Origin of the sequence: Pseudomonas sp. KB-10 (assembly GCF_018221585.1) — a bacterium.
GTDB lineage: Bacteria > Pseudomonadota > Gammaproteobacteria > Pseudomonadales > Pseudomonadaceae > Aquipseudomonas > Aquipseudomonas yangonensis.
Window position 1 is genome coordinate 224,546 of record NZ_QYYB01000004.1, and the last position, 21,859, is coordinate 246,404.

A 21,859-nucleotide genomic window follows, 5' to 3' on the forward strand; every position below is an offset into this window, starting at 1 on the left:
TTCGGCTATGCTGCCTGCGCCCTCGTTGACGCCGCGACGGCTGTGCCGCTCGCGGCGTTTTACCATCTCTCAGACCGCCTGGCGGTCGGCAACGTCTTACAAGGAGCTCACCTTATGGCTGTTGGTCTTGGCCCGCTGTCTACCCTGCACCCGGTTCCTGGTTTCGAGCTGGGCATCGCCTCGGCCGGCATCAAGCGCCCCGGGCGCAAGGATGTGGTGGTGATGCGTTGCGCTGAAGGCTCGCGCATCGCCGGGGTGACCACCACCAACGCCTTCTGCGCCGCGCCGGTGTTGATCACCCGTGAGCGCCTGGGTGGCGAGGTGCGTTACCTGCTGACCAATACCGGTAATGCCAATGCCGGTACCGGTGCCGATGGCCTGGCTCGCGCGCGCCGCGCCTGTGCGCGTCTGGCCGAGCTGACCGGCGTTGCCGAAAGCGCCGTGCTGCCATTCTCCACCGGCGTGATCGGCGAGCCGCTGCCGGTGGAGAAGATCGAATCCGCGTTGCAGGCCGCGCTGGATGATCTCAAGACCGACAACTGGGAAGCTGCTGCCACCGGCATCATGACCACCGACACCCTGCCCAAGGGGGCCAGCCGCCAGTTCCAGCACGATGGCGTGACCATCACCGTTACCGGCATCTCCAAGGGCGCCGGCATGATTCGCCCGAACATGGCTACCATGCTTGGCTACATCGCCACCGACGCCAAGGTCGCCCAGGGCGTGCTGCAGGATCTGGTGCGCGACGCGGCGAACAAGTCGTTCAACCGCATCACCATCGACGGCGACACCTCCACCAACGACTGCTGCATGCTGATCGCCACCGGCCAGGCCGCTCTGCTCGAGATCAGCGAGGCTTCCGGTGAGCTGTTCACCAAGCTCAAGCAGGCGGTGTTCGACGTATTCATGGAAGTGGCGCAGGCCATCGTGCGTGACGGCGAAGGTGCGACCAAGTTCGTCACCGTCCAGGTCAACGGCGGCGGCACCCATCAGGAGTGCCTGGACGTGGCCTATGCCGTGGCCCACTCGCCGCTGATCAAGACCGCGCTGTTCGCCTCCGACCCCAACTGGGGGCGCATCCTGGCTGCTGTCGGCTATGCCGGCGTGCCGCAGCTGGACGTGAGCAAGATCGACGTGTTCCTCGGCGAGGTCTGCATCGCCAGCAAGGGTTGCCGTGCCGCCACCTACACCGAAGAGCAGGGTGCAGCGGTGATGGCGCGTGAGGAAATCACCATTCGCATCGAACTGGGTCGCGGCACCTGCAGCGAGACCATCTGGACCACCGACCTGTCCCACGAATACGTCAAGATCAACGCCGAATATCGGACATAAGCGGCTACAGGCGGCAAGCTGCAGGCCTCAGGCTAAGAGCCTTTAGCCTTTAGCCTTTAGCCTTTAGCCTTTAGCCTGTAGCTGCTTTTCTCATTCCCGCGCCTCATGCCCGCATGACGCGCGGGAATTTGCTATTCGGGGTGCGGACTTTTAACGTCGAATGACTTATGGGCATTTCAGGAACCCAGGCGAGGAGACGCAAGATGGCACTGCAACTGGTGATTGGCGACAAGAACTATTCCTCCTGGTCTTTGCGCGCGGCGCTGGCGGTCGATCTGGCTGGTGCCGATTGCGAAGAGCTGCGCGTGCGTTTGTTTCAGCCGGATAGCCGCGCACAACTGTTGCGCTATTCGCCTACCGGCAAGGTGCCGGTTCTGCTGACCGAGCAGGGCGCGGTGTGGGATTCCCTGGCCATTGCCGAGTACCTGGCCGAATGTTATCCCGAGGCGCAGCTGTGGCCGCAGGAGCCTCAGGCCCGCGCGCTGGCACGCAGTATCTGTGCGGAAATGCACAGCGGCTTCACGGCGCTGCGCAGCCATCTGCCCATGGACCTGGCACGGGACAAGGCTCTTGCCGAGCTGCCTGAGGCGGCGCAGGCCGATATCGACCGCATCTGCGCGATCTGGGCCGGCTGCCGCGAGCGATACGCCAGTGCCGGCAACTACCTGTTCGGCCGGGCCAGCATCGCCGATGCCTTCTACGCACCGGTCGCCGCGCGCCTGCGCAGCTATCGCGTAGTGCTACCGACTGCGGCAGCAGCCTATGTCGAAACCATTTATCGCTGGCCGGCGTTCCAGCGCTGGTATCAGGCGGCATTGCAGGAGGTAAAGGGGTGAAGCGTGTTCATGTCGCCGCAGCGGTGATTCGGGGTGTCGATGGACGCATCCTCATCGCCAGGCGGCCCGAGGATAAGCACCAGGGCGGTCTGTGGGAGTTTCCCGGCGGCAAGGTGGAGGAGGGCGAGGCAGTGCGTGTCGCCCTCGATCGAGAGCTTGAAGAGGAGCTGGGCATTCGTCCGCAGGCGGCGCGCCCGCTGATCCAGATTCGCCACGACTACCCGGACAAGCAGGTACTCCTGGACGTCTGGGAAGTCTCGGCCTTCAGCGGCGAGCCCCATGGCGCGGAGGGCCAGCCGCTGGCCTGGGCCAGCGAGCGGCAGTTGCTGGAGTATGAATTTCCCGCCGCCAACAAACCCATAGTCGCCGCCGCGCGTCTGCCGGATCGCTACCTGATCACTCCGGATGACCTGGAGCCTGGTGAACTGCTCGCCGGTATCCGCAGTGCACTGGCGCAGGGGGTACGGTTGATTCAGTTGCGCGCGCCGAACATGTTCGACCCGCAGTACCGCGACCTGGCCGTCGACGTGCAGGGCCTGTGTGCCGGCAAGGCCCAGCTGATGCTCAAGGGCCCGCTGGAGTGGCTGGGAGACTTTCCTGCGGCCGGCTGGCACCTGACCGCTGAGCAACTGCGCAAGTACGCCGCTGGCGGTCGGCCGTTCCCGCAGCAACGCTGGCTGGCGGCGTCGTGCCACAGCGCCGACGAGCTGGCACTGGCGGCGCAGATGGGCGTGGACTTCGTCACCCTGTCGCCGGTTCAGGCGACCGCAACGCATCCCGAGGCTCAGCCGCTGGGCTGGGAGGCTGCAAGCGAGATGCTGGGCCATTTCAACCTGCCGGCCTATCTGCTGGGCGGCGTCGGCCCGGCCGATATCGAACGTGCCTGGCAGGTTGGCGCCCAGGGCGTCGCCGGTATCCGCGCGTTCTGGCCTTCTAGCGCCCTGTAGGCGCGAGCTTTGCTCGCGAACATCGGCGATGTCCAGGAAGCTTCGCGAGCAGAGAACTAGGCCCCCCTCGCTCCTACCGTCTATATCTGAGGTATTGGACAAGCTGGAGGCAAGGAATGCCCCATTACCATGCATCTCATCTGCGAAGCGGTCGATTTTCCGAGCCTGGCCGCATCTATTCGATTACAGCCGTTACCCACTGTCGACAACCTTGGTTTCACGATTTTTTTGTGGGACGGCTTCTGATCGACGAATTACGTCTCGCTGAAAAACAAGGCCTCGCCATCTCGTTGTGCTGGGTTGTAATGCCGGATCACTTTCACTGGTTGCTTCAACTGGGGCAGTGCGACTTGGAGAGGCTGTTGCAGCAGGTCAAGTCGCGCAGTGCCAAGGCAATCAACCAACGCTTACAACGAGGCGGCAGGATCTGGCAATCCGGCTACCATGACCGGGCTTTACGCCGGGAGGATGATGTACGTGACATCGCTCGGTATATCGTCGCCAACCCTTTACGTGCCGGCTTGGTCAAGCAGCTCGCCAATTATCCCTTGTGGGACGCCGTATTCCTGTAGGAGCGAGCTCTGCTCGCGAACGTCGGCGAGTCTAAGAGCTTCGCGAGCAGAGCTCGCTCCTACCCCCCTCCATATTTGAGGTTTCAGGCCTATCGGGCCATCCCTAGGGCCTGTCCGCAGCCTTCCACAGCACTTCGGCCACGCCCTGGCGTCTGGCAATCAGGCGCGCGGCGACGAACAGCAGGTCGGAAAGACGGTTGACGTAAGCCAGGCCCTCGGCGCGTAGCGGCTCGACGGCGTTGAGGTGCTGGCAACGGCGCTCGGCGCTGCGGGCGAAGCTGCGACAGACATGGGCCTGGGCGATCAGTCTCGAGCCGCCAGGCAGGATGAAGTTCTCCAGCGGTCCGACCTCGTCGTTCCAGCGGTCGATAACGGCCTCCAGACGTTCGATTTCCATCGATTGCAGCGCCTGATACTCGGGCATTGCCAGCTCGCCGCCAAGATCGAACAGGCGGTGCTGGCAGGGGCTCAGCACCTCGCTGATCTCCTTGAGGCCCGGACAGGTCGCGGCGGCCTCGTCCAGGTCGGCGAGCAGCAGGCCGAGCTGGCTGTTGAGCGTATCCAGCTCGCCGATGGCTTCGATGCGCGGGTGGTCCTTGCCGACTCGGCGGCCGTCGGCCAGGCCGGTTTCACCCTTGTCGCCGGTGCGGGTGTAGATTTTCGAAAGGCGAAAGCCCATGGCTCAGAGTCCTGTGTTTTCGGGCAGCGAGGCCAGCGGCAGGCGCAGGGTGAAACAGGTGCCCTGGCCCGGTGTGGAGTGCACCTCCATCTGCCCCTTGTGGTTGTTGGTGACGATGAAATAGGAGACCGCCAGGCCGAGTCCGGTGCCCTGGCCGACTTCCTTGGTGGTGAAGAAGGGCTCGAAGATGCGCTTGCGTACCGCCTCGCTCATGCCAGTGCCGTTGTCTTCTACCTGCACTTCCGCCCAGTTGCCGGCTTGCCGGGTGCGCAGGATGATCCGGCCCGGTTCGGCATCGTCGTCGCGCTGGTGGATGGCCTGGGCGGCGTTTTTCAGCAGATTGAGCAGCACCTGTTCCAGTTCGTTGGCGGTACCGGCTACCGGCCCTAGCAGCGGGTCGAACTGACGCACGATCTCCAGCGTCCTGAAATCGAAACTGTCGGCCAGGTCGAAGTCATTGCCGGCGATCTCCAGCGCCTGGTCGATCAGTGCCGGCAGGTCGCAGGGCGAGAGCTGGCGGTCGCTGCGCCGGCTGAAGCTGAGCATGTGGCTGACGATCTTGGCGGCGCGCTGGCCGGCGTGCTGGATGCCATCGAGCAGGCGCGGTATTTCGCGTGCCTCCATGTAGTGCTGGATGGCAGGCAGACTGACGCCGGCCTGCTCGGCCTGCTCGAGGTTCTTTTCCAGGTCCGGCGACAGGCGCCGGCGGATGTTCTGCACGTTGTGCAGGATGGCGCCGAGCGGGTTGTTGATCTCGTGTGCCATGCCCGCTGCCAGGCCGCCCACCGAAAGCATCTTCTCCGATTGCACCATCATCTCTTCGAGGGCCAGGCGCTGGGTGATGTCGTCGATGCGGATGACCACGCCGCGCCCGGCGCTGCCCATCAGTGGGTAGAAGGTCAGGGCGTAATGGTGGGGCTCCTCGTCCTTGTGCCAGGTGACGCGCTCGATCTTTTCCACTCTGTGCTGTTCGGCGGTGCGCTTGAGCTGTGAGAGAAACGGCTTGAGCGGTGGAAATGCGAGGAAGACCGGCTGGTTGAGCGCCTCTTCCAGACGCGTACCGGATAACACGCTGGCCTCCTGATTCCACTGCGTTACGTAGAGCTGCTCATCGAGGGCGATCAGTGCTGACGGCATGGAGTCGATGATGCTGTTGAGGTAGTTCTGAAAGCCGGTGAGTTTCTTCTCGATCTTGCTGCGTACCTGCACTTCCAGCTCGAGCTTGCGGTTGGAATGGCGGGTTTCCTCGGCCAGACTCTGGGCCTGGTCGAAGGCCTGCTGAGCGTCGTCACGTGCGCGCTTGAGCTGCTGCTCACGCGCCTCCATGCGCATCAGCATGGTATTGAAGGCGTCGGCCAGGCTGCCGATTTCGTCCTGATGGCCGCGGTTGGCGCGCAGCGCATAGTTCTCTTCGCGAGTGACCTGGCGTGACAGCTCTTCCAGGCGGCGGATGGGTTTGGTCACCAGGCGTTTGATCTGTTTGGCCACCAGCAGCCAGAGCAGCACGCTGAAGGCCAGGATCACCAGGCTGGCGGTCAGGGTGCCGGTATAGAAGACGCTGGGCAGTTCACTGGAGGCGACCAGCAGCAAAGCCCCGGGGCGACCGCTGGGGTGCGGCAGGTCGACCAGCAGATTGGTGCGAAAGGCGGTTACGCGCCAGTTCTGCAGCTGACTGAGTTGTTGCGGCAGCTGCAGTTTCTCCCCGCGCTGCAGTTGTGCCAGGCTGTTGCCGTTGCTGTCGTAGATGATCGCTGCACGCAGCGGCGCGTAATCATCCAGGCGCTTGAGCAGGGCTTCGGCCGAAGCTGACGAGTGCAGGGCCTCCTTGCTCAGTGTCGGGCTGGCGATGAGCCGGCCGAGAGTGTGCAGGGCTTGTGGCGCCATGCTCTCCTGGGTGATCCAGTAGGCTGCGCTGATGAACGCCAGGTTGGCTACCAGCATCACCGCGGCGAGCAGCACCAGCAGCGCGGCGAGCAGTTTGCGGCCTACCGGCAGGTTTTCGAGGCGCTGGCGCAGTCTCATGAGGTTATCGCTGTGACGAGTGGAGCGGGCAGGTTAGCGCGCCAGGACCGTCATTGCCACGGTCTGGCCCGCTAGTTCACGGGCAGGCCGCGTGCTTGCAGATGCCCGAGCAGGCGCTGCTGCAGATCTTGCAGGTGCGGCAGATGCAACTGGTGGCGCTGTGCGGCGGCGCAGGCGTAGCCGAGCAGATAGCTGATCTCGGTGCGGCGCCCTTGGGCTACGTCCTGATGCATGGAGGAGTAGTTCGCCGCGGTGGCGTGAATCACCCGCTGCACTTCCTCGTGCAGATTGTCCGCTGCAACCGACTGGCCACAGCGCTGCAGCAGTTCGCCGAGCTCGGTACACAGGGCGGCGACTTCGGCCGGGTGGTCGGCCAGACCACCATTGCGACAGTCATGCAGTACGGTGAGCGGGTTGATCGCGCAGTTGAGCGCCAGTTTGCGCCACAGGCGCGCGAGGATGTCCGGACTCCACTGATGAGCGATGCCGGCGCGTTGCAGCTCGTCCAGCCAGAGCGGCGGCCGGGGATCGCACGGGTCGCCCAGCCAGTTGTGGCCGTTACCGGCGAACACCACCTGAAAATCGGCGGGGCGAAAGGCGCCTTCGGTGCTGGAGACGAACAGGCAGCGTTGCCCGGGCAGACGTTGGGCGACTTCATCCTGGCTACCCAGGCCATTCTGCAACAGCAGCAGCTCGGCACCCGGGGCCAGGCGCTCGGCGATACTGGCCACCGCGTCTTGCGCGTCATAGGCCTTGCAGGCGAGCAACAGACGATGAATTGGCGTCTGCGACTGCGGCAGCTCCGCAGGGATGGCGTACTGCAAGGGCTGGCCCGCCTCGATCAGCGTCAGGCCGCCAGCCTGGCGATAGGCTTCGAGGCGCTGCCGGTTGCGCATGATCAGCCTGACCGGCAGTCCTGCACGGGCCAGACGGCTGGCCCAGAGGCTGCCGAGGCTGCCGGCGCCGAGAATGTGCCAGGTCACGGCAGGGGCAGGCGCATGGCTGCGACCCGGCCGCTGGCGTAAGACTCTGGCAGCAGGTTTTGCGCGTGCTGGATCAGTTGTTCGGGATCGGTAGGCAGTGCCTTGGCATCCAGGCCGACCAGGCTGATACCGGCCTTGAGGGTGATGAAGCCCTCGCTGGTTTTGAAGGCTTTGAGGTTGAGCCCTTCGTGCAGGCGCTTGAAGCTGCTCGGCGAGCATTCGTGCAGGTCTTCGAGCAGGGTGATCAGACCGAAGTGGTTGTCATCCAGGCGGGTCAGCACGTCCAGTGGCCGCACCAGTTGTTGCAGGCGTCGCGCTACGCCGTGCAGCAGCTCGTTGAAGAAGCGGTCGCCATACTGGCTGCGCAGCTGCCCGGCATCCTGCAGGCCGATCAACAGATAGCAGACGGCACCACCGCGCGATTCGATCTGACGCAGGCTGTCGTTGAGCTTCTGCCGCAAGTAGCGCGGATTGCCCAGGCCGGTGAGCGGATCGACCAGGTTGCGTCGCTCCAGACTGGCGATGTTCTGCGTCAGCATGCGGTTCTCGTGCAGCAGGCGCTGCAGCGTATTGCACAGCCGGTCGGCGGCGTAGACGCGTGGCACCAGCTGTTCGTTCATCGCCGCCTTGCTGATGAAGTCATCGACGCCGCGGTCGAAGGCTTCGCCGAGGACGTTTTCGCCTTCCTTGCCGGTCAGCAGGATGATGTAGGTGTAGTGATCGGCCGTCTCGTCCAGCTGGCGCACCCGTGCGGTCAGCTCCAGGCCATCTATCTCGGGCATCAGCCAGTCGGCCAGCAGCACGCTGGCCGGGCGCCGTTCCAGGAGCTGCAGCGCTTCGCTGGCGCTGCTGGCGAAGCGTACGTCCTGGTAGCCGGCCTGGCTCAGAGCACGACCGATCATGGCGCTGGAAAACTTGGCGTCGTCCACCACCAGGATGCTGAGATGGGGGTTGGGCATGGTGCAGGCTCGCAGGCAAAGAGGAAGGACGCCAAACGGCGTATATCAGTCTGGTTATAATGGGGCCGCCAAAGTTATCGTCAAGTCAGGCGCGTTCACTCCGTGAAGAGGATCGCGCCGTCCATCAGGAGCCCTCTCATGCCTTCGTTCGACGTCGTGTCCGAACTGGATAAACACGAACTGACCAATGCGGTCGACAACGCCATCAAGGAACTCGACCGCCGTTTCGACCTGCGCGGCAAGTGCAGCATCGAGAGCAAGGACAAGGCGCTGACCTTGACTGCCGAAGCCGAGTTCATGCTCGAGCAGATGCTCGACATCGTGCGCAGCAGCCTGATCAAGCGCAAGATCGACTGCCAGTGCATGGAAACCAAGGAACCTTACGCCTCGGGCAAGGTGATGAAGCAGGAAGTCACCTTCCGCGAAGGCATCGACAAGGAATTGGCGAAGAAGATCGTCGCACATATCAAGGACGCCAAGCTCAAGGTGCAGGCCGCCATCCAGGGTGAGCAGGTACGCGTCACCGGCAAGAAGCGCGATGACCTGCAGGAGGCGATTGCCTTGTTGCGTGGTCACGAGTTCGGCATGCCGCTGCAGTACAATAACTTCCGCGATTGAACCTTTGCGGCGCTGGGGCGTCGCAGCTCAGGCTGATAGCACTTTGACCGCCATGGCATGCCATGGCGGTTTCGTTTCATGTATGGGAAAACGGGAGCACCCTATGGAGATGAACGTCGACGAACTGGTCAAGCTGTCCGAGGCCTGGCTGCCTGTGGTACTGGAGTACAGCGGCAAGCTGACCCTGGCAGTAATCACCCTGCTGATTGGCTGGTGGTTGATCAGCAAGCTTACGTCGAGCATCGGGCGTGTGCTCGAGGCGCGCAAGGTGGACCGCGCACTAAGCAGTTTCATCGGCAGCCTGGTCAGCATCGTGTTGCGCATTCTGCTGCTGATCAGCGTGGCATCGATGATCGGTGTGGAAACCACCTCCTTCATCGCCATGATCGGTGCCGCGGGCCTGGCCATCGGCCTGGCACTGCAGGGCAGCCTGGCCAATTTCGCCGGCGGGGTGCTGATCATGCTGTTCCGGCCGTTTCGTGCCGGCGACTGGATCGAAGCACAGGGCGTATCCGGCAGCGTCGACAACATCCAGATCTTCCACACCACGCTGAAGACGGCGGACAACAAAGTGGTGATCGTGCCCAACGGCAGCCTGTCCAACGGGCATATCACCAATTTCTCGCGTGAGTCGCGCCGGCGTGCCGACATCAACATCGGCATCGATTATTCCAGCGACATCAAGCGCGCGCGTGAAGTGCTGCTGGAGATCGCCAAGGATCCGCGTGTCCATGTCGAGCCGGAGCCGGTGGTGTTCGTCACCGGCCTGGGTGACAGCGCAGTGAACTTGTCGTTGCGTGTCTGGGTGGCGACTGGCGACTTCTGGCCGGTGACCTTCGCCTTCACCGAGCTGGCCAAGGAGCGTCTGACCGAAGCCGGCATCGGCATCCCGTTCCCGCAGCGGGTGGTGCATCTGGCCAAGGCCGATTGAGAGCCTCTGTAACGAGAAAGCCCCGGTCGAACCGGGGCTTTTTTCTGTCTGGCGGTCAGGCTTTTTCCACGCCAGGCGGCGCCGCTTCAGCGATGGGCTGGCGCTTGTCACGCCGCCACTGAATGATGATGAGCAGCAGGGTCGGGATGCCCATCAGCGCCGTTGCGAGGAAGAAGTGGGCGTAGCCGAGGTGCTCCACCATCACCCCGGAATAGCCGCCGATCAGACGCGGCAGCAACAGCATGATGGAGCTGAGCAGGGCGTACTGGGTGGCGGAGAACTTCAGGTTGGTCAGACTCGACAGGTAGGCGACGAACGCCGACGTGGCCAGGCCGGCGCTGAAATTGTCGCAACTGATGGTGACGATCAGCATGTTCAGATGCGGCCCCATGCCCACCAGAATCATGAACAACAGGTTGGTCGCTGCCGATGCCGCGGCGCCGATCAGCAGGATCGGCATGATGCCGAAGCGCACGATCAACAGGCCGCCGACACCTGCGCCGAGCAATGTCATCACCAGGCCGAACACTTTGCTGACACTGGCGATCTGCTCCTTGGTGAAGCCCTGATCGATGTAGAACACATTGGCCATCACGCCCATCACCGTGTCGGACAGGCGATAGGTGGCGATCAGACTCAGCAAGAGCAGCGCCTGCCAGCGATAACGCACGATGAAGTCGTTGATCGGCGTCAGCACCGGGGCCATGCCGCCCCAGAACAGGCTGGATATCGACAGGCTGGTGAGCAGGGTATAGAGCAGCGCGCGCAGGAAGGCGCGGTCGTAGTACAGCAGATCCTGCAGGGTCGTCTGGCCCTGGAACAGCAGCATCAGGTCACTTTCATAGAACTGGGTGACCATGGCCGGAATGGAGATCAGCAGGATGATCAGCAACAGTACGGAAAGCAGCTGGTGGAAGAAGCCGTACTTCGCCGCGGCGGTTTTCAGTACCGGCGCCAGCCCGCCCCAGAACAGCCCAGAGGCGCACACGCAGGCCAGGGTGCTGTAGAGCATGGCGCGCAGGAAGGCGCGGTCGTGATAGAGCAGCTCCTGCATGCTGACATCGCCGAGCAGCATGGCCGTCAGGTCGCTTTGGTAGAACTGGATGAACATGGTCGGCACGGAAATCACCAGCACGATCACTGCAGCGATCGCCAGCAGCTGGTGGAAGAAACCATGTTTGGGGGGCGCGACGTGAATGTGTGGCGGTGCCGGTGGTTCACGCATCCACAGGGAGGTGAGCAGCCCCGGCAACATGAGCAGGGCGAAGACCAGATAGGTGCCGGTCCAGGCGCTGAACTGGTAGTCCTTGGCGGTCGAGCCGAAGCCTTCGGCGAAGTACAGCGCACCAGCTGTGGCCAGCAGCGCGGCGACGCGGTAGCCGGTCATGTAGGCGGCGGCCAGCGCGGCCTGATGCTCGTCGCCGAGAATTTCCAGGCGGTAGGCGTCGACGGCGATGTCCTGGGTGGCCGAGGCGAACGCCACCAGTACGGCGAGCGCGATCAGCGAGGACAGATGGGTTTGCGGGTCGTAATTGGCCATGCCGATCAGGCCGATGGCCACCAGACCTTGCGACAGCACCAACCAGGAGCGGCGCCGGCCGAGCTTGCCCAGAAGCGGCAAACGCCACTGGTCGAGCATCGGCGCCCATACCCACTTGAAGGCGTAGGCCAGGCCGATGAGGCTGGCGAAACCGATGGTTTCGCGCGCCACACCGGCTTCGCGCAGCCATACCGAAAGGGTCGAGAACACCAGCATGTAGGGCAGGCCGGCGGCGAAACCCAGAAGCAGCAGAGCCAGTGTGGCGGGGTTGGCGTAGGTGGCGAGGGCTTCTCGCCAGGATTTGCGTGGCATCAGGCTCGAATCTGGGCAGGGTGGTTCGTAGCGCGCACTCTAACTGCTGTGCTCCATCGGGCGCCAGCCGTGACGACGCATATCCACACGTTCGTTCAGGATGCTGATGCCTTCTGCGCGCAAGCGCGCCCGTTGTTCATTACCAGAGGGGCTCCCGGCGGCCAGGCTCAGGCGCCCGCCGGCGGCGATCACGCGATGCCAGGGCAAGGTGGTGCCGTCTGGCAACTGGCTCAGTGTGCGGCCGACCCAGCGTGCGGCGCGACCGAGGCCGGCCAGTTGGGCCAGCTCGCCATAGCTGACGACCTTGCCTTGCGGCACCTGCGCCAATACCAGATACAGCGCTTCGCGGCGCGCCTCTGCGCTTGCCGGTGGCGATGCCGGCCATGCAGACTCTGGCGGTTTCGTCTTGCCCATAGGGTTTGCCCTCATCATGCGCATACTGATCGCCTTGTTTCTCTTTTCCCTGGCAGCCCCGCTCTGGGCCGATACCGTCTGGCTGAACAACGGTGATCGCCTTAGCGGTGAAATCATCCTGCTCGATGGCGGCAAGCTGGCGCTGAAGACCCAATACGCCGGCCAGGTGCTGATCGACTGGAAGGATATCGATACCCTCAGTTCGGACAAGCCCCTGCTGGTGCGGCGCAGCGGTTTCGACAACGAACGCAGCGAAAGGTTGGTCGCAGCCGGTGCAGGTATGGTGAGAGTGCAGGGGGAGCGCGAGTACAGCCTGCCGCTGGCGCAGATCAAGCGCCTGGTTCCGCCGCGGGCAGTGCTGGAAGATCGCCTCTGGGAGGGTAATCTCGACGCCAAGCTGGATATGAAGCGCAACCAGAACGATGTCGACGAATGGAAGTTCAAGGGTGACACCCGTGTCGAACATGGGCGCTGGCGTCATGTGCTCAGTGGCGAACTGGAGCGTGAAACCAAGAACGAGAGAAAGGTCGAGGACAACTGGGAGCTGGAATACGACCTCGATCGCTTTCTCTCCGAGCACTGGTTCTGGCGAGTCGGGGTGGAGCAGGCCGAGGATGAGTTCGAGGCGGTCGACCGTCAGCGCATCGTTGGCACCGGCCCCGGCTATCGCTTCTGGAACGATGAACTCGGGCGCTTCGACCTGATTGCGCAGTCCAACCGCGTACGCCTGGAGTCGGATGTCGCCGACCTGGCCTTCAACACCACGTCGTTGGAACTGGATTACAAACGTCTGTTATGGGGCACGCGGCTGGAGTTCTACGCCAATGCCGAATTGCAGGTTCCGCACATCGATGAGATCGACTACGTACTCGATAGTGAATTCGGCTTGCGCTATCGCCTCAATCAGTGGGCGCGCCTTTCTCTTCTGTATGAACTGGACCAGTTGCGTGGGCAGGGGCAGACCGTTTCCGATCGGCATTATCTGATCGGTGTCGGCGTCGGTTGGTGAGCCGTTAACCACTCTTCCAGTTGCGTCACACAGTGCCGCTCGGCGGAAAACGCTGAACTCCGCTGCGCGCGGCCGGTCAGCTCTTGCTCTAACGTCGGGCTTGCGCATAATGCCCGGTTTTTCGCCCATCAGAGCCGTATAGACCTGCCATGTCGCGTGCAAAATCCTTATCCCTGCTTGGTCTGAGCCTAACCTTGCTCAGCTCCGCCACCCTAGCCGACACCGTCTGGTTGACCAACGGTGATCGTCTCACCGGTACCATCCGCTTCTTCGATGGCAGCAAGCTGCTGCTGGAAACCGATTATGGCGGTTCCATTCCGCTGAGCTGGAAGAAGATCGCCACTCTCGAGAGCGACCATGAGCTGCTGGTCAAGCTCGGACCGGTCGATGGCGAGCGCGCCAAATCGTTGCTGGCCGCTGAGCCTGGCAAGGTGACACTGGCCAATGGCGATTCGCCCAAGACCGTCGAGTTGGCGCAGATCGAGCAGATCATGAAACCCAAGCCGCTGGTGGAGGACTTCACCTGGAAGGGCAATATCGACCTGGGGCTGGATTACAAGCGCGGTGAGCGCGATTCCGACGACTACGATGTGGACGTCAAGACCCAGGCTCGCCACGGTCTTTGGCGGCATAACGCGCTTGCCGACTACAACCGCGAGTTGAAGGACGACGTCGTCAGTACCGACAACTGGAGTGCCGAATACGCGCTCGACCGCTTCCTCACCGAGAAGTGGTTCTGGCAGGGGCGTTTCGAATACAAGCGCGACCGCATCGAGGAGGTCGAGCGTCAGCGCACCCTCGGTACCGGTCCCGGTTACCAGTTCTGGGACGATGAGCTGGGCGCATTCTCCATCGCCACCCTGGCCAACCGCAGCGATTACCGTTACCGCAACGGCGAGCAGGATCGTTTCTATGCGATGAGCGTGAAGTGGGATTACAACCGCTATCTGGTCGGCAAGACCGTCGAGCTGTTCAGCGTCGGTGAGGTAGGGAAGCCACTGGAGGGCGTCGCCGATTACACGCTGGATGCCGAGATCGGCCTGCGTTACAAGGTGACCGATTGGGCCTCGCTGAACATGAAGGCCGAGAAGGACAGGGTCAGCGGTGCCGAGGGCGATCTGGATGAAACACGTTATACCCTGGGCTTCGGTGTTGGCTGGTAAGTCCTAGCGTCGCTGCGAAGGTACGAACGAAAAGCCCGCGATGAACGCGTAATGCTGTTCACTTAAGGTCGTACACGTTTGGCTCCCCTCTCCCATTTATGGGAGAGGGGCTGGGGGAGAGGGCTGAAAACACCGCAAAATTGCCAGTTTTCCCCTCGCCGAACGCGGCCCGCCCTAACCCTCTCCCCAAAGGGGCGAGGGGACTAATCGTGTCCGGCCAGTTCTTATGTGAACAGCGTTACGCGATGAACGCGGGCTTTTTTGTCGGCAGCGGAATCAGGCGTCTTCCACGTCCCGCTTGCGCCAACCGGCAGCGCCCGGCAGCACCAGATTGAGGAGCAGGGCGCTGATTGCGCACAGGGAGATCCCCGACAGGGCGAATTCCTTGCCGCCGATGACCATGCCGCCGATGCCGAATACCAGCGTCACCGACACGATGATCAGGTTACGCGCTTCGGACAGATCGACCTGGTGACGAATCAGGGTGTTGAGGCCGACCACGGCAATGGAACCGAACAGCAGGCAGAGAATACCCCCCATCACCGGAACCGGGATGCTCTGCAAGGCCACGCCGAACTTGCCGATGAAAGCCAGGGCGATGGCGAATACCGCAGCCCAGGTCATGATCTTCGGGTTGTAGCTCTTGGTCAGCATCACCGCGCCGGTGACTTCGGCATAGGTGGTATTCGGCGGGCCGCCGAACAGGCCGGCGGCCGAGGTGGCCAGACCGTCGCCCAGCAGGGTGCGATGCAGGCCTGGCTGCTTGACGAAGTTCTTGCCGGTAACGTTGCCGATGGCGACCACGCCGCCGATGTGCTCGATGGCTGGAGCCAGTGCCACGGGTACCATGTACAGGATGGCGCCCCAGTGCAGTTCCGGTGCGATGAAGTTGGGCACGGCGAACCAGGAGGCCTGGCTTACGGCGCTGGTGTCGATCACGCCGAGCACGGCGGCGATGGCGCAGCCCACCGCGATGCCGGCGAGGATCGGCACCAGGCGGAAGATGCCGCGGCCCAGCACGGCGACCAGCAGGGTGGTGACCAGCGCCGGCATCGAGATCATCATCGCGGTGCTGTAGGGCACCAGCTCGACGCTGCCATCACCGGCCTTGCCCATGGCCATGTTCACCGCCACCGGCGACAGCGCCAGGCCGATGGAGATGATCACCGGCGCGATCACCACCGGCGGCAGCAGGCGGTCGATGAAGTTGGGGCCGCGCAGTTTGACCAGTAGCGAAAGCAGGATGTAGACCAGGCCGGCTGCTATCACGCCGCCCATGACCGCGGGCAGACCGAATTCGCCTTTGGCTGCCAGGATCGGCGCGATGAAGGCGAAGCTGGAGGCCAGGAAGACCGGAACCTGGCGCTTGGTCACCAGCTGGAACAGCAGGGTACCGATACCGGCAGTGAACAGTGCGACGTTGGGGTCCATGCCGGTGATCAGCGGCATCAGCACCAGAGCGCCGAAAGCCACGAACAGCATCTGTGCCCCGGAAATGCCCTGGCGCCACAGCGGGTCGGTGAATTCCGTCTGCGACATCTCAGGCGTCCTTCTGCTTGGTGCCGAAAATCTTGTCGCCGGCATCACCCAGGCCCGGAATGATGTAGCCCTGCTCGTTCAGACGCTGATCGACGGACGCGGTGAAGATGGTCACGTCCGGGTGAGCCTGCTCGACCGCCTTGATGCCCTCGGGGGCGGCGACCAGTACCATGGCGCGAATGTCCTTGCAGCCGGCCTTCTTCAGCAGGTCGATGGTGGCAACCATCGAGCCACCGGTGGCCAGCATCGGGTCGATGATCAGCGCCAGGCGCGAGTCGATCTCCGGCGCCAGCTTCTCCAGATAGGTGTGTGCCTCGAGGGTCTCCTCGTTACGTGCCACGCCCACGGCGCTGACCTTGGCACCGGGGATCAGGCTGAGCACGCCGTCGAGCATGCCGATGCCGGCACGCAGGATGGGGACTACGGTGATCTTCTTGCCGGCGATCTTCTCGACTTGTACGGTGCCCGCCCAGCCCTCGATGTCGTAGGCCTCCAGTGGCAGGTCGTTGGTGGCCTCGTAAGTCAGCAAGGCGCCCACTTCCTGGGCCAGCTCACGGAAATTCTTGGTGCTGATATCGGCGCGGCGCATCAGGCCGATCTTGTGACGGATCAGCGGGTGGCGGATCTCGCGAGTGGGCATGGGCTGGGATCTCCAACGGGGCTCTGGGAAAAAATCGCGTTAGATTAAAGCATTGCTCATGCCAAGTGGTGAGTAACTGATAAGTCACAGTATCCGGCGGCGTGCATCGGCTACGCTGGTCAGTCGATACTTGGCAAGCGTTGTGCGGCGCTGTACCTTTGCCCGCTTTTATTTGACGAGTCGATCAGCTTTCAGGCTGTTCGCCGCCATTCATCAGCCGATCTAGAGAGAATCCCATCATGTCCGCCGATCTCGCGCACATTCGCCAAGTCATGGCGGAAGCCGATTGCCTGTTCACCGAAGCTGAAGTGGAAGCGGCCATCGACAGGGTCGCCAGCCGAATCAACGACGAGCTGGCCGAGCGCAACCCGGTGGTGTTCTGCGTGATGAACGGTGGCCTGATCTTCTCCGGCAAGCTGCTGACCAAGCTGAATTTCCCGCTGGAAGCGTCCTATCTGCACGCTACCCGTTATCGCAACGAAACCAGCGGTGGCGAGTTGTTCTGGAAGGCCAAGCCGGAAGTCTCCTTCATCGACCGCGACGTGCTGATCATCGACGACATCCTCGACGAGGGGCACACCCTCGGCGCAATCATCGATTTCTGCCGCCATGCCGGCGCGCGCGCCGTGCACACCGCGGTGCTGATCGACAAGGAGCACGACCGCAAGGCGCGTCCAGACCTGAAGGCCGATTACGTCGGTCTGCAATGCATCGACCGTTATATCTTCGGTTACGGCATGGACTACAAGGGCTACTGGCGCAACGCCGCCGGCATCTTTGCAGTCAAGGGCCTGTAACCTCTCTACGTCGTAGGAGCGAGCTCTGCTCGCGAACCTCGTATTACGCGATAGGGGCGCCGAGCTCGCCGGCTAAACAGGCGGCGCTCCCTGCTCGGCAGGCGTCTCCTTGGTCGTGCCATCCAGCCAGCGCAGGGCTTTCTCCCGCGCCTGCGGCAAATCATGGACGTAAGCCAGCTGCCCGGCGCGTCGGTGAATGCCGGCGCGGCGCAGTTGCAGGCGCACCCGCGCCGAGGGGCCGCTGAGAATCAGGGCGATGCCCTGTTGGCGGTAGTCGCGCAAGACGTTGTCCAGCGCGGCGATGGCGGTCATGTCCAGCAGCGGTACGGCGCTGATATCGACGATCACGACTTTCACCCCGGGCGCGAAGCGGCGCAGCACGCTCAGGGCTTTCTCGGCCGCGCCGAAGAACAACGGGCCGCGAATGGCATAGGCCAGTACATGCTCGGGCAGGTCTCGCAGCGCCTCTCGCTGCTGGCGGTTCAGGGCGGCCGTATCGGTCAGCTCGCTCATGCGTTTGATGAACAGCCCGGCAGCCAGCAGCAGGCCGACGCCCACGGCCAGCACCATGTCGAACAGCACCGTCAGCACCAGGCAGGTCAGCAGCACCAGCACATCGCTGCGTGGGGCGATGCGCAGGGTGTGGGCAACATGGTGGGGTTCGCTCATGTTCCACGCCACCATCAACAGCAGCGCTGCCAGAGCCGCCATCGGCAGGTAGCTGAACAGCGGTGCGAGCAGCAGGATGGCCGCCAGTACCACCCCGGCATGAACCAGAGCCGCCAGTGGCGAAAAGGCGCCAGCGCGCACGTTGGCGGCCGTACGGGCAATGGCCGCAGTGGCGGTGATGCCGCCGAAGAAGGGCGCGGCCAGATTGCCCAGGCCCTGGCCGATCAGTTCGGCGTTGGGATCGTGCTTGCTGCCGGTCATGCCATCGGCCACCACGGCGCACAGCAGTGACTCGATGGCGCCGAGCATGGTGATGGCGAATGCAGGGGCGAGCAGTTGGCGAATCAGCTCGAAAGACAACACCAGAGGCTGGCCGTCAGCGCCAGGTAGGTTCCAGGGCATTGCCAGGTTCGGCAGGAAGGGCGGAATGCCGGGATACTCGATACCGTCGAGCTGATAGCTGAAACGCTCGCCCAGCGTCGCCGCCGGCAGCCCGAAGCGCTCCAGAGCGAGCGCCAGCAGCGCGCCGACCGCCAGGGCTACCAGATGCGCAGGGATCTTTGGCATCAGGCGCGGCCAGATCAGCAATGTTGTCAGGCAGGCGAGGCCAACCAGCGTGTCGCCAGGCTGCAGGCCGGGTAGGGCGCGCACCAGAAGATTCACCTGTTCCAGCAAGTGGTGCGGTGCCGCCGCCAGATGCAGGCCAAACAGGTCCTTGATCTGCAGAATGGCGATGACGATACCGATACCGGCGGTAAAGCCCAGGGTGACCGGGTAGGGCACGAACTCGATCAGACGTCCGGCGCGCAGCAGGCCCAGAGAGATCAGGATGACGCCGGCCATCAAGGTGCACAGCAGCAGGCCGCCAAGTCCATACTGCTGGGTGATCGGCAGCAGGATCACTACGAAGGCGGCGGTGGGACCGGAAATATTGAAGCGCGAGCCGCCGCACAGTGCGATCAGCGGTGCGGCGATGAGCACGGTGTAGAGCCCATGCTGCGGCGCAACACCTACCGCTATGGCCAGTGCCATGGCCAGTGGAATGGCGATGATGCCCACCGTCAGGCCAGCGCTCAGATCCCCGCGCAGGGCCTTCCAGGAGTAGCCCGCACGCAAGGTCTGGCGCCAGGCGGCGAACAGCGGTAACGATGGACGTGACATGCTGGCTCCCTAATGGCTTGGCGCATTATAGGGTGCGGTTTGCACTGCGCGGCATGACCTAGGTCGGCTGTCGTGTCGATTGTTCGCGTGTTAGCGTGGCGGGCTGCGCGTTGAGCCGCGCGCGGCTCGGCGGTACACTGCCGGCCCTCTGTAATGCTGGCGGGAGCGGGCGATGCGTAAAGACAAGAAGCAGGTGATTGGCGAAGAAATCAGCGATGACTCGATCAAGCTGTTCCTTGCGGTGGAACCGGCGGACGCCACGCCGCCTTCGCTGCACAAGCTGATCAAGGCTTACCGCGGTCTGCGTATCGATGATTTCGAGCGTTTCGTGGGCTTCTTCGTCGCCGAAGGCTACGACCTCTCGGCAACCGATGCGCAAGGCAATGATTTCGTCGCACTGATCCAGGATCAGCGCAATGCCGAACCGTATATCGAAGTGATCAAGGCCGCCCGCGGCTGACTCTCGCAGGTGGCGAAAATGCCCGCGCTCCGTTCAGGAGGCGGGCATTTTTTATGGCCTGCCATCCTTGGCGGCACCCTGCGGGCCGTCGCTGCGCACCGTTAAAAAAGGCGCCCGGCCATTTCTATGGCCTGAAGATCATGAGCGTGGGGCAATAAAAAACCGGCCTCTAGGGCCGGTTTTTCAAGAACCTGTCGCGGTTAGGCGGCAGCAGCTTCGCCCAGCGCCTTGATGTGCGCGTTCAGGCGGCTCTTGTGACGAGCGGCTTTGTTCTTGTGGATGATGCCTTTGTCAGCCATGCGGTCGATGACCGGGACGGCTGCGGTGTAAGCGGTCTTGGCAAGCTCGAGATCCTTGGCAGCAATAGCCTTGACCACGTTCTTGATGTAGGTACGAACCATCGAGCGCAGGCTGGCGTTATGGCTACGGCGCTTCTCAGCCTGTTTGGCGCGTTTTTTGGCAGAAGGTGAGTTGGCCACCGTCAAGCTCCTCGAAAACTGGGGGGTTACGACAAATAAGGCCGCGAATCATGCCGATCCATCTGCCTGCTGTCAAGTCTGATGACGCTTTCCTGTGCTGGCCTGACCAGTGGTGGCTCGCTACACTCGTCGCCTTCGTTGGGCGGCGGATTGTCCGCTACTGCACCTCTTTATGGAAGCCGAAACACCCCATGAATCTGCTCAAATCCCTGGCTGCCGTCAGCTCCCTGACCATGGTGTCGCGCGTGTTGGGGTTCGTGCGCGACACCATCATCGCCCGTACCTTCGGGGCTGGGGTGGCATCGGATGCCTTCGTGGTGGCCTTCAAGCTGCCCAATCTGCTGCGCCGCATCTTCGCCGAAGGCGCCTTCTCCCAGGCCTTCGTGCCGATTCTGGCCGAGTACAAGATGCAGCAGGGCGAGGAGGCCACGCGTACCTTCATCGCCTACGTGTCCGGTTTGCTGACCCTAGTGCTGGCGCTGGTCACGGCCGTCGGTGTGCTCGCCGCGCCCTGGATCGTCTGGGCCACCGCGCCGGGGTTCGCCGATGAGGCCGAACGCTTCGATCTGACCGTCGATCTGCTGCGGGTGACCTTCCCTTATATATTGCTGATCTCACTGTCGTCGCTGGCCGGGGCCATCCTCAATACCTGGAACCGCTTCTCGGTACCGGCGTTCGTGCCGACGCTGCTGAACGTCAGCATGATCGTCTTCGCGCTGTTCCTGACGCCCTATTTCGATCCGCCGATCATGGCGCTGGGCTGGGCCGTGCTGGTTGGTGGACTGGCGCAGCTGCTCTGGCAACTGCCGCACCTGAAGAAGATCGGCATGCTGGTGCTGCCGCGCCTGAATTTCGGTGATCTGGGTGTGTGGCGCGTGCTCAAGCAGATGGGGCCGGCGATCTTCGGTGTATCGGTCAGCCAGATTTCGCTGATCATCAATACCGTCTTCGCCTCATTCCTGGTGGCCGGCTCGGTGTCCTGGATGTATTACGCCGACCGCCTGATGGAGCTGCCCTCGGGAGTGTTGGGTGTGGCGTTGGGTACCATCCTGCTACCTGCGCTATCGAAAACCTACGCGAGTAAGGACCGCGAGGAGTATCGACGCCTGCTCGACTGGGGGCTGCGCCTGTGCTTCCTGCTGGTGCTGCCATGCACCCTGGCGCTGGCGATTCTCGCCGAGCCACTGGTGGTGTCGCTGTTCCAGTACGGCAAGTTCACCGCCAACGACTCGCTGATGACCCAGCAGGCGCTGATGGCCTACGCGGTCGGCCTGCTGGCGCTGATCCTGGTGAAAATTCTCGCGCCGGGGTTCTACGCGCAGCAGAACATCAAGACGCCGGTACGCATTGCCGTGATCAGCCTTCTGGCGACCCAGGCGATGAACGCATTGTTCGTCTTCGGTCTGGAGATGGCGCACGTTGGCCTGGCGCTGGCGATCAGTCTCGCGGCCTGCCTCAATGCCGGCCTGCTGTACTGGCAGCTGCGCCGCGCCGATATCTTCCAGCCGCTGCCGGGGTGGGGCGTGTTCCTGTTCAAGCTGGTGGTCGCGGTGGCAGTGATGGTTGCCGTATTGCTGGGGCTGCTGCAGGTCATGCCGGCCTGGGCGGAAGGGGAGATGCTCGTGCGCCTGATGCGCCTTGGCGCTCTGGTGGCAGCCGGGCTGGTCGCCTACTTCGGTATGCTGCTGATATTGGGATTCCGTCCGCGCGATTTCGCCCGGCGGGCGTTATAGCGGCTCCAGGCGTCGCGATGCCTGTTGTGCCTGGCGCGCTGTGCGTATAATCGGCCACTTTGTG

The 21,859-nt window shown here is 63.1% G+C and carries 20 protein-coding genes and 1 pseudogene; 11 read left to right on the forward strand and 10 right to left on the reverse strand.

Translation table 11 applies throughout. The features are described from left to right. Window positions 1-114 precede the first annotated feature (114 nt). The 4 genes from argJ (at window position 115) to DXK50_RS12790 (ending at window position 3,687) form a co-directional block, all read left to right on the forward strand. Window positions 115-1,332, forward strand: coding sequence for a bifunctional glutamate N-acetyltransferase/amino-acid acetyltransferase ArgJ (argJ, locus tag DXK50_RS12775; RefSeq protein WP_212630568.1), 1,218 nt, complete (start codon window positions 115-117; stop codon window positions 1,330-1,332). Window positions 1,333-1,535: 203 nt separating this feature from the next. Then, a complete protein-coding gene (locus DXK50_RS12780; RefSeq protein WP_212630569.1) occupies window positions 1,536-2,168 on the forward strand; it encodes a glutathione S-transferase family protein in 633 nt (210 codons plus the stop codon). Further along, window positions 2,165-3,115 (forward strand): Nudix family hydrolase, encoded by a 951-nt coding sequence (locus tag DXK50_RS12785; protein WP_212630570.1) that lies wholly within the window; start codon window positions 2,165-2,167, stop codon window positions 3,113-3,115. The genes DXK50_RS12780 and DXK50_RS12785 overlap by 4 nt, the downstream gene beginning before the upstream one ends. Window positions 3,116-3,231: 116 nt before the next feature. After that, complete coding sequence (locus DXK50_RS12790) at window positions 3,232-3,687, forward strand: REP-associated tyrosine transposase (RefSeq protein ID WP_212630571.1); 456 nt, start codon at window positions 3,232-3,234, stop codon at window positions 3,685-3,687. 103 nt (window positions 3,688-3,790) lie between these two features. Here the strand turns inward: DXK50_RS12790 and DXK50_RS12795 are convergent, their stop codons facing one another. From DXK50_RS12795 to DXK50_RS12810, 4 genes and pseudogenes are all read right to left on the reverse strand, one after another. Further along, window positions 3,791-4,366 carry a cob(I)yrinic acid a,c-diamide adenosyltransferase gene (locus DXK50_RS12795; RefSeq protein ID WP_212630572.1) on the reverse strand — a complete coding sequence of 192 codons (576 nt, stop codon included), beginning with the start codon at window positions 4,364-4,366 and terminating at the stop codon, window positions 3,791-3,793. Between the two features lie 3 nt (window positions 4,367-4,369). Continuing rightward, window positions 4,370-6,388 (reverse strand): HAMP domain-containing sensor histidine kinase, encoded by a 2,019-nt coding sequence (locus DXK50_RS12800; protein WP_212630573.1) that lies wholly within the window; start codon window positions 6,386-6,388, stop codon window positions 4,370-4,372. Between the two features lie 71 nt (window positions 6,389-6,459). Then, window positions 6,460-7,371, reverse strand: coding sequence for a putative 2-dehydropantoate 2-reductase (locus tag DXK50_RS12805; protein WP_212630574.1), 912 nt, complete (start codon window positions 7,369-7,371; stop codon window positions 6,460-6,462). Further along, window positions 7,368-8,333 (reverse strand): annotated as a pseudogene (locus DXK50_RS12810) (GGDEF domain-containing response regulator); the annotation flags it as partial. The pseudogene DXK50_RS12810 and the gene DXK50_RS12805, both read right to left, overlap by 4 nt. A gap of 135 nt (window positions 8,334-8,468) precedes the next feature. Here DXK50_RS12810 and DXK50_RS12815 point away from each other — a divergent pair. Continuing rightward, a complete protein-coding gene (locus DXK50_RS12815; RefSeq protein ID WP_003459380.1) occupies window positions 8,469-8,948 on the forward strand; it encodes a YajQ family cyclic di-GMP-binding protein in 480 nt (159 codons plus the stop codon). A 103-nt stretch (window positions 8,949-9,051) separates the two neighbouring features. After that, a complete protein-coding gene (locus tag DXK50_RS12820) occupies window positions 9,052-9,879 on the forward strand; it encodes a mechanosensitive ion channel family protein (protein WP_161865002.1) in 828 nt (275 codons plus the stop codon). Between the two features lie 55 nt (window positions 9,880-9,934). Here DXK50_RS12820 and DXK50_RS12825 read toward each other — a convergent pair whose 3' ends face one another. Together DXK50_RS12825 and DXK50_RS12830 are read right to left on the reverse strand one after the other, a co-directional pair. Beyond that, a complete protein-coding gene (locus DXK50_RS12825; RefSeq protein WP_161865003.1) occupies window positions 9,935-11,731 on the reverse strand; it encodes an AmpG family muropeptide MFS transporter in 1,797 nt (598 codons plus the stop codon). 39 nt (window positions 11,732-11,770) lie between these two features. Then, a complete protein-coding gene (locus DXK50_RS12830; protein WP_161865004.1) occupies window positions 11,771-12,145 on the reverse strand; it encodes an MGMT family protein in 375 nt (124 codons plus the stop codon). A gap of 16 nt (window positions 12,146-12,161) precedes the next feature. Here DXK50_RS12830 and DXK50_RS12835 point away from each other — a divergent pair, with 16 nt between their 5' ends. Together DXK50_RS12835 and DXK50_RS12840 are read left to right on the forward strand one after the other, a co-directional pair. Beyond that, a complete protein-coding gene (locus tag DXK50_RS12835; protein WP_161865005.1) occupies window positions 12,162-13,154 on the forward strand; it encodes a DUF481 domain-containing protein in 993 nt (330 codons plus the stop codon). 149 nt (window positions 13,155-13,303) lie between these two features. After that, window positions 13,304-14,317, forward strand: coding sequence for a DUF481 domain-containing protein (locus DXK50_RS12840; protein WP_212630576.1), 1,014 nt, complete (start codon window positions 13,304-13,306; stop codon window positions 14,315-14,317). 276 nt (window positions 14,318-14,593) lie between these two features. On the opposite strand, the gene DXK50_RS12845 is transcribed toward DXK50_RS12840, so the two are convergent. Together DXK50_RS12845 and upp are read right to left on the reverse strand one after the other, a co-directional pair. Further along, window positions 14,594-15,856 (reverse strand): uracil-xanthine permease family protein, encoded by a 1,263-nt coding sequence (locus DXK50_RS12845; RefSeq protein ID WP_161865007.1) that lies wholly within the window; start codon window positions 15,854-15,856, stop codon window positions 14,594-14,596. A 1-nt stretch (window position 15,857) separates the two neighbouring features. Further along, a complete protein-coding gene (gene upp, locus DXK50_RS12850) occupies window positions 15,858-16,496 on the reverse strand; it encodes a uracil phosphoribosyltransferase (RefSeq protein WP_212630577.1) in 639 nt (212 codons plus the stop codon). A 239-nt stretch (window positions 16,497-16,735) separates the two neighbouring features. Here upp and DXK50_RS12855 point away from each other — a divergent pair, with 239 nt between their 5' ends. Then, the gene (locus DXK50_RS12855; RefSeq protein WP_212630578.1) at window positions 16,736-17,293 is read left to right on the forward strand and encodes a hypoxanthine-guanine phosphoribosyltransferase; all 558 of its coding nucleotides are present in this window, start codon (window positions 16,736-16,738) and stop codon (window positions 17,291-17,293) included. Between the two features lie 72 nt (window positions 17,294-17,365). Here the strand turns inward: DXK50_RS12855 and dauA are convergent, their stop codons facing one another. Next, entirely contained in the window at window positions 17,366-19,123 is a 1,758-nt protein-coding gene (dauA, locus tag DXK50_RS12860; protein ID WP_212630579.1) for a C4-dicarboxylic acid transporter DauA, read from the reverse strand. 172 nt (window positions 19,124-19,295) lie between these two features. Between dauA and DXK50_RS12865 the strand changes: the two genes are divergently transcribed. Beyond that, window positions 19,296-19,583: a PA4642 family protein gene (locus DXK50_RS12865; protein ID WP_024307054.1), complete on the forward strand. Its 288-nt coding sequence runs from the start codon at window positions 19,296-19,298 to the stop codon at window positions 19,581-19,583. Between the two features lie 200 nt (window positions 19,584-19,783). Here DXK50_RS12865 and rpsT read toward each other — a convergent pair whose 3' ends face one another. Further along, the gene (gene rpsT, locus DXK50_RS12870; protein WP_003243036.1) at window positions 19,784-20,062 is read right to left on the reverse strand and encodes a 30S ribosomal protein S20; all 279 of its coding nucleotides are present in this window, start codon (window positions 20,060-20,062) and stop codon (window positions 19,784-19,786) included. 191 nt (window positions 20,063-20,253) lie between these two features. On the opposite strand from rpsT, the gene murJ reads away from it, so the two are divergent. Next, a complete protein-coding gene (gene murJ / locus DXK50_RS12875; protein WP_212630580.1) occupies window positions 20,254-21,795 on the forward strand; it encodes a murein biosynthesis integral membrane protein MurJ in 1,542 nt (513 codons plus the stop codon). Window positions 21,796-21,859 lie beyond the last annotated feature (64 nt).